The organism is Pedobacter suwonensis (assembly GCF_900111825.1).
Classification (GTDB): Bacteria; Bacteroidota; Bacteroidia; order Sphingobacteriales; family Sphingobacteriaceae; genus Pedobacter; species Pedobacter suwonensis.
Genome location: NZ_FOJM01000002.1, coordinates 145,083 through 159,429, shown reverse-complemented (window position 1 = coordinate 159,429; position 14,347 = coordinate 145,083). Strand labels below are relative to the sequence as shown.

Below are 14,347 nucleotides of genomic sequence, written 5' to 3'. Positions count from 1 at the left end.
ACCAGGACAAGTAAAAATTAAATTTACCCTTATGAAATACAATAAAACTCTTTTAGCTTCAGGTCTTTTAATCGCTTCAGCTTTTCTTAGCGTATCCTGTGTGAATAGTAACCGCGATGATAAACAAAAGGATTCAGACAGTACAACTGCATCAGTAAGCGGGGCAGAAAAATCGAATTTACCGTACGATTTAACAAAACCGGTAAAATATAATATGCCGCAAAATCTCTTTGAAATTTCGGGTATTGTATTCCATAATGGCGATCCCAGGGAAGTTTTTGCCATTCAGGATGAAGATGGCGATCTTTTTCATCTGGGTTTGGGCGATAAAGAATCGAAATTTACCAAATTTGGTGGTAAAGGCGATTATGAAGATGTAACCATCATTAAAAATTATTTCGTTGTGTTAAAAAGTAATGGTGAGCTACATACCTTCCCAATTGCTGAATTAGGCAAGCCAAAAGCCGGCAATGTAACCAAAACCAAAGATCTGGTACCAAAAGCCGAATATGAAGGTTTGGCCGCAGATGAAAAAAACAATATGATTTATGTGCTGACTAAGGATAGTAAAGCTGATTCTAAAGCAAAAGCATCCAGTATTTATGGGTTTAAAGTTGCTGATGATGCTTCGTTAACGGCAGCCGGAGAATTTAGCCTCTCACATAAAGCAATCGAAAAAGCATCCGGAAGTTCAAAATCACGGTTCCGTCCATCTGCATTGGCTAAAAATCCCCAAACTAACGAGTGGTACATCCTTTCATCCGTAAATAAACTATTGGTCGTTACAGATGCTGATTTCAAGGTTAAAACCACATATCCCCTGGATCCGCAGTTATTTAACCAGCCAGAAGGCATCGCTTTTGATCGCGATAATAATCTATATATCTCCAATGAGGGCGGAACGCTATCTGCAGGAAATATTTTAATGTTTAAGTTGAAAAAATAAATCTGGTAGTGGTATCCTAAGGCGATCATACTATAAGTTGCGAGGAATCGTCGTTCCCAACTTGATTGGGAATCCTAATGCAGGCGCTTTAAGATTAGCTTTGCTGAGCACTCCGTGGTTCCCGCCTGTGCGAGAATGACGGCCGTACTGATAGATTCTGTCTATGGTGGAGATATTTATTTATAAAATCAATATGAATGGACAGTAGAATTTGACGGTGGAGTTGTTACCTTTAAATAAATCTCCCGAGGGATCGTCATTGCGAGAAGGCTTTTTCAGCCGACGAAGCAATCTTTATAGCAAGGATTCTAGCGTGATAGATTGCTTCGTCGTTCCTCCTCGCAATGACGATCTTTTTGGAACGATGCTCATGAGAAATAAATTAAATTTTAAAATAACTACCTTTATACAAATGCCGAGTCTATGATTAAAAGATTTACCCTTTTTACCATCTTATTTTTAATCAACTTCATTGCCTTTGCGCAGGATGATGTAAAATACCGTGTAATTCTTTTTGGCGATGCAGGAGAGATGAACGCTGCCCAAATGCAGGATTTAAAAAATGCAGCTAAGCAGATTCTTCCCCAAAAAACCACCGTTTTATATCTGGGCGATAATATTTATCCAACCGGGATGGGGTTGCCCGGAAGTGTAGAAGAAGAAGAAACCAAAAAGATTCTGCGCTCGCAGTTCGAACCGATGCGTAAAATGGGCGCTGCGGTTTATTTTATTCCCGGCAACCACGATTGGGATAAATCGGGGCCAAAAGGACTGGCCAAAATAAAAGCGCAGGGCGATTACCTGAGGGAACAGAATGACCCTCTGCTTAAACTTATCCCTGATAATGGCTGCCCCGATCCAATAGCCATTAAATTAACAGATAAACTCACCATCATTGCCTATGATAGCGAATGGTGGTTATTTCCATATAACAAAACCAACCCAAATGACGATTGTGATTGCCACACGAAAGATGAGGTGCTGGTAAAAATGGACGAGTTATTGGCTGAAAATAAAGATAAGGTAATTCTGCTGGCATCACACCATCCTTTTCAGAGTTATGGCCCGCATGGTGGTTACTTTAATTTGAGGAACCATCTTTTCCCGTTAACTTCCTTAAATAAAAATCTTTACATCCCTTTGCCTGGTTTGGGTTCTGTTTACCCTTTGTTACGTTCTACTTTATTAAGCCCCGAAGATTTAAACCATCCGGCTTATAAGGATATGATTAAATCGGTTATCGGAGTATTTGGCGATTATCCAAACGTAACTTATGTTGCAGGGCATGAACATGGCCTTCAGTTGATTAAAGGAAAACAACTGCAGGTAATCAGTGGTTCAGGGTCAAAAGTATCACCAAATAAAGAAGGCAAAACGTCGTTGTTTCACGAAATGCAGCAAGGTTATGTGGTGGCCGATCAATTGAATAACAACGATATGCGCTACGAATATTATATTTATTCAGATACAAGTGTTAAAAAAGTTTACAGTTACATCAAAAAGTTCGAAACCATACCTAAAACGATACGGAATAGGGATAAACCGATTACGGCTGACAGTATTTTTGTGCGTGTAAAGCCGGAATACGATAGCGTTGGTCGTTTTCACCGCATTATTTTTGGCGAAAATTATCGCAAGGAATATGCTGCGAAAACCAAAGTCCCTGTGCTGCGCATTTCCCAGATGATGGGGGGCTTAAAAGCAACAAAACGAGGTGGAGGTAACCAATCGCGATCTTTGCGTTTAGAAGATAAAAATGGTAAAGAATATGTGTTGCGCAGCGTAGAAAAATTTCCGGAGGTATTGTTGCCTGCAGCATTGCGCGAAACTTTTGCTAAAGATATTTTAAAAGATAATATGTCTGCGCAGCATCCTTTTTCAGCGCTGGTGGTTCCGGAGCTAGCTGAAGCGGGTGGCATTGCACATAGCAACCCCATTGTCGGATGGGTTTCTCCGGATGATAACCTGGGCGAATTTGAACCTGCGTTTGCCAACACGTTGTGTTTGTTTGAAGAAAGGGAACCTACAGGAGAATCAGACAATTCTCCTAAAATGGATAAAAAATTAACAGAAGATAACGATAATAGATTAGATGGGCCAGCCTGGGTGAGGGCTAGGGCGTTTGATGTGTTATTGGGCGATTGGGACAGACATGAAGACCAGTGGCGGTGGAAGGAAACCAAGACTAAAGATGGTTCGCTTTATTCTCCGGTACCACGAGATCGTGACCAGGTATTTTTCAGATCAGACGGGCTTTTACAACGGTACACGCAATCTTCCTCGTTATTGCCTATGATGCAGGGCTATGAACGTGGCATAAAAGATATCAATTGGTTTTTGTGGGAAGGAAGAGAAATCAGCAGCCGCTGGACTGCCAATATAAACGAGGAGGAATTCGATAAAATTGTAAAGGATTTCTGCGCCAACTATAACGATGAAGTTTTTGAAAAGGCATTGAAAAAACTGCCTGAACCTAGCTATTCATTACATCATGATGCCTTTATGGCCCAGCTGCGTAACCGGATTGCTACGCTGCCAAAATTAATGAACCAATATTACCATTTCTTCAACCGAATTGTAGATATAGAGGTGACTAACAAAAATGAATTGATTAAGATCACTGATGCTGCTAATAACGGATTGCGTGTAAAGATCAATAAAATATCTAAGGAAGGTAATATCAAGGATGAGCTCTTTGATCGGAAATTTGATCCTAAGGTAACAAAAGAGATCAGGGTATATATGCACAACGGTAATGATAGCCTGATACTGGATAATAAAAACTCGGACATTAAATTGCGGATTATTGGTGGCAAGGGTAATAAAGTTTACGATTTTGCAAACAGCAATGGTACAGTAAAGCTTTATGGGCGGACCACCAAAGCAACTTACATGGGTAACGACCAGGATAAGATCCGAAAAATTATTTCAAACGATACGTCAAATTTCAGCTACATCCCTAAAGATATGTACCGCCGGAATTCGTGGTTATTAAATGCCGGTTATAATCAGGATGACGGGATATTATTGGGTTTGATTTATAGACAGACCAACCCTGGTTTCAGAAAGCAACCTTATGGCAATTCGCAAACCATTTCTTTTCTGCACTCATTCTCTACAAAAGCCTTTAGGTTCAATTATAAAGGGGAATGGTTAAAAGCTTTGGGTAAAGGTGATTTTGTGTTGAAGGCAGATGCTTTCGCCCCGAATAACACGCAAAATTTCTTTGGTTTAGGTAATGAAACCCCATTTGATGAAGGCCGCGATGACGATGAGAATATCAGGTATTACCGTGCACGCTTTAATCTGTATCAGGTAGATGCCGCCATCCGCTGGCGCCGCCCTAAATCGACTTTTAGCGTTGGTCCTTCATATCAGTATTATAAATATAATCAGGAAGATAACAATGGCCGTTTTATCGAAAACCCATCATTATTGCATTCTTCTGATTCACTTACCGTTAGAAATGAAAAAATGTTTGCCGGTGCATTTGTGAACTTTACCAATAATACCCGCGATAATGATCTCTTACCAACCTTGGGCAGCTTTGTAGATTTTAAACTTTTGGGCTACAAAGGCGTAAATAAGTATGCTAACTCTTATGGACAGTTCACAGCAAGTATAGCATTATATAAAAATCTGGACGGCAGAAAGAATTTTATTCTTGCCGATCGTTTTGGCGGAGGTGTAACCATAGGTAAACCTGCATTTTACCAGGCTTTGTTTTTAGGCGGACAAGGCAATCTTTTAGGCTACAGGCAATTTAGGTTTGCTGGTGAACATATGTTTTACAATAATTTAGAACTCAGAGCGACGCTCGGCGATTTAGTAAGTTATGTTTTACCCGGACAAGTTGGCTTGCTCGGTTTTTATGATGTGGGCAGGGTATGGAAACGTGATGAGAAATCAACTTTATGGCACCATGGCGTAGGAGCCGGGGTTTATTTTGCCCCTGCATCACTCACAGTTGTACGATTTGTGATGGGACATTCAACAGATGGCTGGTATCCATACGTTTCAATCAATTTTAGGTACTAAATTTGTAATGACAGTATGATGGATGTTTGCCTGAAGTATTTACGTTCAGCAGACTAACAACACATGTGGCAGTAGCTATCTTTGCAGTTGATTAGTAACATATTAGAAAATTATAATTTTTATCCTATAGCAGAACTTATACAATGAATACCAATGTCATACAAATACATAAAAACGAATGTATACATTGCCAGGTAGAGTCTTCTCTGTCTTTCCGCCCCCTTGTGGAGTATTTAAAAAGCAGGCTGAAAACAGAAAAATCGGTTAAATCTGAATTTTACAGGTTTTTACTTCAAAAAATTGAAAAAGACGATGTGCTGCTGGGCAACATCAGCCCTGAGGATTTGTCTCAATATAAAGATACCTTAGAATTAATTTTTACGATCCTCACACCCTTAATGGATAATGAAAATGATTTGTTTTGGGCATTAAGTACACCGATTCCAGATCAGATTTTCTTTAGTACCAATGCATTCTATAATTTTTTTAAGGATCACGATCCTAAAAATAAGGTGACTAAGGATAATGAGCCTGTTGAGAAAAAACAGCTTAAGTTTATTTACAACATCATTCTTGGTCGTTTTTACAATTTTACATCAGTACTGAAAAATGAGATCATTTATGCGCACATTAATCAGGAAACTAAATTAACGCAGTATTACAATATCCAAACAGATACCAAATTTGTCGAAATTATGCACAAAGGCGATTTGCCTGAACTTAATTTTGAAGCTTTGAGCAAACATTTCCAGGAAGAAACGGAACTGGAATATTTATTGGAAAACCTTCCGTTAAGTGATTTTCATTTCGAAGGTTTCAGCATTATTTCCATTACCGATGTAACACTACAACATGCTATTGACGGTATTCGTGATGCACTTGTTGATCATAACTATCAAACAGAAGCTTACAGCCATGTTATACATGCATTGAAGACATTAAGTGGTAACAGTAAGCTGGAATTTGGCTTAATGCCTTTTTTAACAGTTAATAATAAGCTGGTATTTGATAACCAGGAGTTTTCTCAGAGCATGCTCATCAATTCAGCAAAAGCTTCTAATTTAGAAGAAGAAGTTTTTTATGCCCTGGTTGATAAATACAAGGAAAACCCGCGTTCCATTTTTGTAAGTGCCATAAAAGAAGAACAGATAGAAAAAGATCCTTTTTTAAAGGTTTTAAAAGCTGCGGGCGTTAGTTCTTATTCCATACTGCCTGTCTATTACAATAAAGAGCTAGCGGGCGTGCTGGAAGTATATTCTAAAGAGGAAGTAGCCGTTGATGATAAGTTGTTATCAAGGTTGCGTCCGGCTATGCCTTTGATTGGTCAGCTTTTCCAGTACAGCATTGAAGAATTTAATGCCAAGATGGATGAAATCCTGATGGATAAATTTACTGCGCTGCAGCCTTCGGTTCAATGGAAATTTAACGAGGCCGTTTGGCATTTCCTACAACAGAATAATGGTTATCATAAGTTAAAGGAAATCGAAACCATTACGTTTAGGCATCTTTACCCGCTTTTTGGCGCTATTGATATCCGCAATTCTACTACCGAGCGTAACAAGGCGCTAAAAAATGATTTGGAAGTACAGTTAAATACCCTGATTGATACTTTAAAGTTTATTAGTAAAAATGTTTCTTTAGCGCTTATTGATAAGCTGATTTTCAACTGTAAGGACTGGATTAAAAGAATAGGCGATTTTGCGTCTTCCAATGAAGAAAGCCAGTTGAATGAATTTTTGGAAGTGGAGGTTTATCCTTTCCTGTCCATCATTAAAGCGAACCATCCTGATACTACAACGGTCATAGATCAGTATTTCGAAGTGGTGGTGCCAGAAACCGGTGCCGCATTCGAAAACCGGAGGCAGCTTGAAGTTTCTATGCAGCTGATCAATACCGAAGTTAGCCAATACCTGGAAAAATCGCAGTCGAAACTCCAGGCTTCTTATCCTTGCTATTTTGCCAAGTTCAGGACAGATGGCGTAGAATACGATATTTACATTGGTCAGGATATTGCACCCGAAAAACCGTTCGATTTGCTTTACCTGAAAAATATCCGTTTGTGGCAGCTTACCTCAATGGTTGATATTGCCCGTTTGTCAAAAAGTTTAATTGCCGAGATGCCATGCACGCTGGAAACCACGCAATTGATTTTTATCCATTCAAATGCTATTGATATTAGTTTCAGAAACGATGAGCGCCGCTTTGATGTGGAAGGAGCTTATAACATCCGTTATGAAGTGGTTAAAAAGCGTATTGATAAGGTGCTGATAAAAGGTACAACAGAGCGTTTAACCCAGCCGCATAAAATTTCGATGGTTTACTTTAATCCTGAAGAAGCAAAGGAGTATATTGAATATATTAAATACATGCAGGTTCAGGGTTATTTGAACGATGATTTGGAACAGCTTGAATTGGATGAACTTCAAGGCGTTTCAGGTTTAAAAGCCTTAAGGGTAGGGGTAAAGTACCTGGAAGATAAAGCGGCAAGTAAAACAGATGCGGCTAAAAAACTTAAGCCTAAAGAGATCAAGTCAATCGAAAAGGAAATTGCTAATGTATTACAGCATTAAACAGATTGTTTAGAAAGTGCTGTATTATCGGATGGGGCATCTTAAGGATTGGTAGGGACTTACTTATTTGCCGTTCTATCGGATTAGGATTTCCGTTTTCACCGGAATGACGACCTTTTAAAATTATGCTGCCGAAAATCTCCTGGAAATAAAAAGGCTTCCTGATCAAATCAGGAAGCCTTAATTTCATTTGCGTTTTTGTGTATTTTATTTAATTGCAGCCAACTCCTGTTCCAGAGCAACGGTTTCCGTCGAACTGATGTTGGTTTTTAAGGCAGCAAATTTATCTATGGTTAACTTTTGAGATTTACCCATTACCAAGGTATGGCAATCTGTAGAACCGCTTAATTTTAGATCAGCATGATCTGAAATCACCGTATACAAACCTTCTGAACTGGTATTGATCTCTGCCTGGGCATTCCCTCTTAAAAAGATTTGCAGATATTTGGTATTCAGTTTTCCCTCTGTTTTAACAATGGCATTTTCTGAAGCTTCAATTCTGTAGAAATCATTTACATATACCGTTAACTTTGCTTTTTCAGTACCGGTTGAGGTTATTTTCAAATCGTAGCCGTTTTGTACAACTTTTGCTGCTCCCATGTCATCATCAGGATAAGAAATACCATAACCTCCTCCCTGGATAATGGTTATTTCAATATTGCCTTTTACATAAATTCTTTTAAAAGCCGATGTTTTGATTTTGGTATCTATTCCTTTTTTTATGGCATAAACGTTGGAAGTAAATATCACTGAAGACAAAATGATCGCTGTAAGTGAAACTTTGAGCAGGGTTTTGATAGAGGTTTTCATAATATTTTATGTAATGCTTAAATGTCAATTATTTGGTTTTAAAATATTTAGGTTTTATTTGTTGTTCTGGTGATAAGACGCTGTGAAATAAAAATACGTTGCAGGCTAAAATGCATTTTTATACAAGCCACCAATAATATTCGACGAACAGACATTTATTCAAGACCAATGCCTGAAATATTTACCAACGGTTTGTAAAATATTTTAAGATGTATTTTTGGATTGCGCTTTTTTTTTATCTTTAATGAGAATTTTGGTTGTTTATTTATGAAGAAAAAGGTTGTGCTTGTTCAGGATAATAAAGATATCCTTGATATAATGGATGAGGTATTAGCAGAGGAGGGGTTTGACGTTACCCCATCTTTAACAACCGAGCCTATAGAAAAAATAGATGAAATTGAACCCGATGTGGTGATCGTGGATGATCACATTAAAGGTAAAAAGAAGGGTTCGCAGGTAATTAAAGAACTTAAATCTGATCCCAAAACAGAAGATGTATCTGCCGTTCTCACGTCAACATCAAATAACTTGCCCCAACAGGCAGAAGATTGCAAAGCTGATGATTATATCGAAAAACCATTTGATATCGATCACATGGTAGATATAGTAAAGAAAAATGCTTAGCCTTCACACTTATAAAATAGTCGCTTCTACTAAAAGCTTAACCGGGTTGATATTCTTATGATGCCTTAAAGTTGATTTTTCTACCGTTTGGTGAGGTTATATTCCGTGTAAACGCGCGAAGCAAAACCGGGTCCGGGATGATCATATCGCTGGTCGATTACCCAGCTCATACTCGTTTCATTGATCTTGGTAATTTCAAAGGTTTTGGCAATATCAAAATCTGTAGCGGCAATGTCCATTCTTTGGACCATATCATCTGAAATAGAAATTTTGTATGCAAGTGCCTGCCTTCCGTGTCGGTCTGAAAGATAAAGTGTCTCTGGGTTTTTAAAGTCGTACCATGGTGCCGGAGTTTCAAAAGGCAGCTTCTCCGTGTACGAAATCTTTTCTGTCTCATCATACATGATATACACTCCACCGGTAAGTTCCCACTCTCCGGCAACCTGCTGTTTGAGCAAAGTGAGCTTATCCGGTTGGGAAACTTCTTTCGCCTTTTTGCAACTAAAAAGCATCAGTGTAAAACCGAGAAAAATAAAGATTTTTGAAAAGAGAGTTGTGATTCTAAAAGTCATGTCTTATGAGGAGATATTGCAAGCTGATTTGTACGAATCAACATCAAAGTATAAAGATTGTTTTATTCAACATAAAAAAATACACTTTCTAATGATAGTTTAGCTGGTTGATAAGTAAGGCTTCATGTTTTTGTGGGATTTTTGGAAGCGAAATTTATTTTACGGTAAACCTAATGGCTACTGGATTGTTTGTTACCAAAAGATTCGTTAATTTAAATACATATATGACCTTTTACAAAACTCTCGTTTTAATTGCACTGTCTTTTAATGTAACAACCGGGGCATTTGCACAAATAAGGAAATCTGCATCATCGCAGCAAAATTTAACATCGGACAGACAAATGGCTGACCAAGCCATTCTATCAATTCGGGAAGCTGTGCAAAATACCAATTCAAAGAAACTAAAAAAGGAACACCATACGTATGAAGCTGATGGTTGCGTGGAGGAGGGGGTAGTGGATTACTATTTCGACGGAAAAGCCATTGTTAAAATTGTAGAGTCGGGTTCAATAGGCGATGGCAGTTGGGTAAATGAATATTACTATCAATCTGGCAAGGTCATCTTTTGTTTTGAAACAATTACCGGAGGACCTGCGATCGGGGAGGTGACTAAAAAAGAATACCGGTTTTATATCAAAGATGGCCGCATTTTAAAAGCAATGGAAGGAAAAAGGATTATAAAAACTGACTCTAAAGCGAGTGAGTCAATAGCAACTGCAAAAAATATATTCAACGCTTATGCATCGAAAGATTTTGCCGGTGCTTTGTGTAATTAATGCTGTATCTAATTTAAACTCTATTATGCAGTAAAGGTGTAAAGCAGACTCCGCATGATCAACTGTCTGCGGAGCATCGCCTATATCGGTAATCCAGCACAAACCCGAGATAAATTATTTCAGGATCTGTCTGCTTAAACTAAGCAATATAACTCACCTTGAACATTGTTTTTGCCTGAAAATAAGTCGCTACGTTATAGCGATTAACGGCTAACTACATTAATTGTCCATATCGTTACCTCTGTAATGTTGGTTGATAGGTGTCCGTATGTACAATAGCCTTTAGCTCGTGCAAAATCTGATATAACCCAAAATTAGTCCGGTTAACATAGATAAAATGTTTTACCCCGCGGGCTTGTTTAAATTCCGGCATTTTAGAAATCTTTTCGCCATATGCATAAAGCTGTTCAAAAAATTCAGGTTTACTAAAATCAAATGATTTACTGGTATAAGGCTTGGCAAAAAGACTGATCATCTCCCTGTACGATTTATAATAAAATTCAACCTGATCGGCAGAATCGTCTGCATGGATCATGTCGAGCTTCCTAAAAGCTTCGATTGTTTTCCGCTTATCATTGATCACATCGGTAGAAATCAGTGAAAAGAAAGGGTAATAAAAATCATCCGGCATCTCCTTAATACAGCCAAAATCAATTACGCCAAGATTCTCATCAGGCGTGATCATAAAATTTCCAGGGTGCGGATCTGCGTGCACCGCTCTGAGTTGGTGTTGTTGAAAGTTATAAAAATCCCACAATGCCTGGCCGATTTTATTCCGAAGTTCCTGAGGTGGATTGGTTTGCAAAAATTCTTTTAAGTGCAGGCCATCAATCCAATCCATCGTGATGATGCGCTTTCCTGATAGTTCTGGGTAATACTTTGGGAAAACCACATGATTAAGGTTTTTACAGGCTTCAGAAAACTGGATGGAACGCTTAACTTCCAGTTCATAATCCGTTTCTTCGAGTAAACGCTCCTCAACTTCCTTAATATAAATATTCAATTCCCTTTCAGACATGCCCAATAAACGGAATGCAAAAGGTTTTACCAGTTTTAAATCGGATGAAATGCTATCGCCAACACCCGGATATTGTATTTTTACAGCTAATTTTTTGCCGTTAAGCGTAGCCTGATGCACCTGCCCAATAGAGGCCGCGTTGCTGGAATTTAAATTAAAACTATCAAAAATGTTTTCAGGAGTTTTACCGAAGTTTTTAGTGAAAGTACGCACAATTAACGGACCTGAAAGAGGAGGCGCATTGTATTGCGATTGGCTAAATTTATCTACGTAGGATTTGGGCAGGATATTTTTATCCATGCTCAGCATTTGCGCAATTTTTAAGGCACTTCCTTTGAGCTCGCTCAGCGATTTATAAATATCGGTCGCATTATCCTCATTAAGCTGTTCACGATCGAGATCAGGATTGAAGAGCTTTTTTGAATAATGTTTAATGTAATTACCACCGATCTGGATGCCGGTTTTAACGAATTTTGCCGAACGCTCAACTTTGGTGGTCGGAATAGTTTTTTGTGTCTTCATTTGGTGTTTAAAACCTCATCTTTTCTGCAAATTTCCCGTTCCTTGATAAAAACTTGCCATACTCCAATAAATTATCTATTGGCGAATGCTGGAAAAGGTCGAAAGTAACATTAATACCTTTTTCAATGGCTTCGTCGCTTTTTTCGAAACCTTCGCTATCATCATTGATCCAGAAGTTTAGAATAAAGGCAAACTGCACCCATAGGGCATCTTTATATCTTTTACTTAGAAAACGACGTTCCGCAAGTTCGCCGCTATCCAAACCTTCTTCAATAATCTCCTGTGCGAAGTTTTCAAAAATAGGTTTTACTCCAGTCAAAACGTCAGGTGTAGAAAATTTACCACGGTGATGTTTTAGGCTATAAATTACAAAACTGCGCTCATTCTTCAGATTTTCCAGATAACTATAAAAGAAAGAAAGCATTTTTTCTCTCGCCGTATATTGGAGCCAAACTTCCTGAGCTTTAATTTTAGTAATGGTTTCGAATGTGAGTTCAAACCAGATCGTTTTTTCGATGCTTTCGAAAGAAGAAAAAAACTGATAAAAATCGGCCTCAGTAATTTTGAGTTTTTTTACAAAAATGTAAACCGACTTAGGCTTTTCATCATTCGTTAAAACATAATCTAAATACCCTTTTCTAATTTGTTGAGCAGTTGCCATATTAGCTGTTTTTTACAAGTATAACGTTTAATTAAATGCCATGTTCTGCCGGCCTGTTTTTTCTTAATCATGAAATTGTAATAATAGCTTTCAAAATAATTGAAAGTTATTATTTAGCTAATTATTTTAGCTTAATGAGCTTGGTGAAGTGAAAATTTATAGTGGTAAAACTAATTTTTTTGGTATTTTTGTTTTTTATAATCCTTTCAGTTAAAACACGCCAATATGATCAAGGTAAACGATTTTTTATACGGTAAAATGGAACTGCCTACGTTATTTTCAGACCTGCTGAATACCGATGCTTTAAAAAGGTTGGGTGGGATCCATCAAAGCGGTGCGATATTCCTGGTCAATCCAGATATCTGTCATTCACGGCTGGAGCATGCCGTCGGGGTGACCATGCTGATCAGGATGCTAGGCGGTTCAGAACTGGAACAGGTTGCAGGCCTGTTGCACGATATTTCGCATACGGCTTTTTCGCATGTGGGCGATTATGTTTTCGGTAATACGGAAGAGGACTATCATGAAAAGGTTTTTGCCGAGGTTTTGTGTAAGTCGGAGGTACCGGGTGTATTGCTGAAATATGGATATAATGTGGGCCAGATTCTGCATGGCACCTTTGATATTTTAGAACAGCCCTTGCCAGCACTCTGTGCCGATCGTTTAGATTATACTTTACGTGATGGTGTTCATGCTGGGGTTATTTCCCGTCAGCGCGCGCGCGAATTTTTAACTGCTGTTGTTCTGAAAGATGGTAAAGTAACGGTGAATGCAGAAAGTGAAGTAGCTTGGATTAATGAAACTTTCGAGAAGCTGAACAATGATGTGTTTAACTTACCCCTTCATTTATATGCCAATGGAAAAATGGCCGAACTGATTAAGCGATTTCTGGATAAGGGCATATTGGTTGAAAGCGATCTGTTTAAAACGGATACCATGCTGTTGAACAAAATCAGAACATCATATGAGGGCTATGAATGCATTAAGGCTATTAAACAGTTAAAAGGTTTTGCCGAATTTATCAGGCACGGCGCTGTACCAAAAATTAAAAAACGAACTTTAAATGCCTTATTGGTTTAGTTAGCTTGGTATTGATGTCTCAAATAGACTAGTTCCGTTATCCCGAACATGTTTCAGGATCTTTCCAGCTTAATTAATCCTGGAATGCCAGAATACCAATGACTCATTTCTCAACGACCATTAATCAAAGAATCCAATTCAAAACAATTGCCGTATATTGTGGAAAATATAACGATATGTCTGCAATGGAAATTATTTTAATCGGAGTGGTTATCCTCCTTATTTTTGGTGGTAAAAAACTGCCTGAATTGATGAAGGGGCTAGGAAAGAGCGTGAAAGAATTTAAGGATGCCAAAAATGAGCCTCCGGTAAAATAATTTTTGCCAATAAAACATTCCTAAACCGGCACTGTTTATTTAATAAATACCTCACAATGGAAAATCAAAAAGAAGACCAGGCAAAATCTAATTTCACCGAAGAAAATGCCAAACATCCTGATCAAGGACTTGACAATTGGAACGACCGTTTAGAGGATAATCTGGAGCCTGAAGCCCATAACGATGTTCAGGCAGATGAAAAGGCTAAAGATTTTTCTGAAAAATATGGAAGCGGAGACCAGTCCGATCAAAGTAATGACTGACTATTTATTATGTAGTTGCATGTATAAATGATTTGAATCCTAAAATTTTTTACACTAAGCCTTCGTTTTATTACACAAAACAGGGTTTTTCTGTTTAAAAATGTTTAAAATTCAATAATTTTTTTTCATGTAGTTTGATTAGTAGTATAT

Annotated in this window: 12 protein-coding genes; 8 read left to right on the top strand and 4 right to left on the bottom strand. The window is 38.1% G+C overall.

All coding sequences use genetic code 11. The features are described 5' to 3' along the window. Positions 1 to 31 precede the first annotated feature (31 nt). The 3 genes from BM107_RS03320 (at position 32) to BM107_RS03310 (ending at position 7,554) form a co-directional block, all read left to right on the top strand. Positions 32 to 946, top strand: a complete 915-nt coding sequence (locus tag BM107_RS03320) for an SdiA-regulated domain-containing protein (RefSeq protein WP_090980267.1) — start codon at positions 32 to 34, stop codon at positions 944 to 946. Positions 947 to 1,369: 423 nt separating this feature from the next. Beyond that, positions 1,370 to 4,984 (top strand): BamA/TamA family outer membrane protein, encoded by a 3,615-nt coding sequence (locus BM107_RS03315; RefSeq protein WP_090980265.1) that lies wholly within the window; start codon positions 1,370 to 1,372, stop codon positions 4,982 to 4,984. A gap of 143 nt (positions 4,985 to 5,127) precedes the next feature. Further along, complete coding sequence (locus tag BM107_RS03310) at positions 5,128 to 7,554, top strand: GAF domain-containing protein (RefSeq protein ID WP_134203426.1); 2,427 nt, start codon at positions 5,128 to 5,130, stop codon at positions 7,552 to 7,554. A 207-nt stretch (positions 7,555 to 7,761) separates the two neighbouring features. Here the strand turns inward: BM107_RS03310 and BM107_RS03305 are convergent, their stop codons facing one another. Then, positions 7,762 to 8,364 carry a GIN domain-containing protein gene (locus tag BM107_RS03305; protein WP_090980261.1) on the bottom strand — a complete coding sequence of 201 codons (603 nt, stop codon included), beginning with the start codon at positions 8,362 to 8,364 and terminating at the stop codon, positions 7,762 to 7,764. A gap of 267 nt (positions 8,365 to 8,631) precedes the next feature. On the opposite strand from BM107_RS03305, the gene BM107_RS03300 reads away from it, so the two are divergent. Then, entirely contained in the window at positions 8,632 to 8,988 is a 357-nt protein-coding gene (locus tag BM107_RS03300) for a response regulator (RefSeq protein WP_090980259.1), read from the top strand. 80 nt (positions 8,989 to 9,068) lie between these two features. Here BM107_RS03300 and BM107_RS03295 read toward each other — a convergent pair whose 3' ends face one another. Continuing rightward, complete coding sequence (locus BM107_RS03295; protein WP_090980257.1) at positions 9,069 to 9,500, bottom strand: hypothetical protein; 432 nt, start codon at positions 9,498 to 9,500, stop codon at positions 9,069 to 9,071. A gap of 284 nt (positions 9,501 to 9,784) precedes the next feature. On the opposite strand from BM107_RS03295, the gene BM107_RS03290 reads away from it, so the two are divergent. Further along, on the top strand, positions 9,785 to 10,336 hold the full coding sequence (locus BM107_RS03290) for a hypothetical protein (RefSeq protein ID WP_139222261.1): 552 nt from the start codon (positions 9,785 to 9,787) through the stop codon (positions 10,334 to 10,336). 235 nt (positions 10,337 to 10,571) lie between these two features. Here the strand turns inward: BM107_RS03290 and BM107_RS03285 are convergent, their stop codons facing one another. Together BM107_RS03285 and BM107_RS03280 are read right to left on the bottom strand one after the other, a co-directional pair. Further along, positions 10,572 to 11,876, bottom strand: a complete 1,305-nt coding sequence (locus BM107_RS03285; RefSeq protein WP_090980253.1) for an ABC1 kinase family protein — start codon at positions 11,874 to 11,876, stop codon at positions 10,572 to 10,574. A 7-nt stretch (positions 11,877 to 11,883) separates the two neighbouring features. Continuing rightward, a complete protein-coding gene (locus BM107_RS03280; RefSeq protein ID WP_090980251.1) occupies positions 11,884 to 12,537 on the bottom strand; it encodes a TetR family transcriptional regulator C-terminal domain-containing protein in 654 nt (217 codons plus the stop codon). Between the two features lie 225 nt (positions 12,538 to 12,762). Here BM107_RS03280 and BM107_RS03275 point away from each other — a divergent pair, with 225 nt between their 5' ends. The 3 genes from BM107_RS03275 to BM107_RS03265 all read left to right on the top strand — a co-directional run bounded on the left by BM107_RS03275 (position 12,763) and on the right by BM107_RS03265 (position 14,197). Next, positions 12,763 to 13,617 (top strand): HD domain-containing protein, encoded by an 855-nt coding sequence (locus tag BM107_RS03275; protein ID WP_090980249.1) that lies wholly within the window; start codon positions 12,763 to 12,765, stop codon positions 13,615 to 13,617. Between the two features lie 98 nt (positions 13,618 to 13,715). Further along, positions 13,716 to 13,934: a Sec-independent protein translocase subunit TatA/TatB gene (locus BM107_RS25270; protein WP_317614793.1), complete on the top strand. Its 219-nt coding sequence runs from the start codon at positions 13,716 to 13,718 to the stop codon at positions 13,932 to 13,934. Positions 13,935 to 13,990: 56 nt separating this feature from the next. Continuing rightward, the gene (locus BM107_RS03265) at positions 13,991 to 14,197 is read left to right on the top strand and encodes a hypothetical protein (RefSeq protein ID WP_090980245.1); all 207 of its coding nucleotides are present in this window, start codon (positions 13,991 to 13,993) and stop codon (positions 14,195 to 14,197) included. The last annotated feature ends 150 nt before the right edge of the window (positions 14,198 to 14,347 follow it).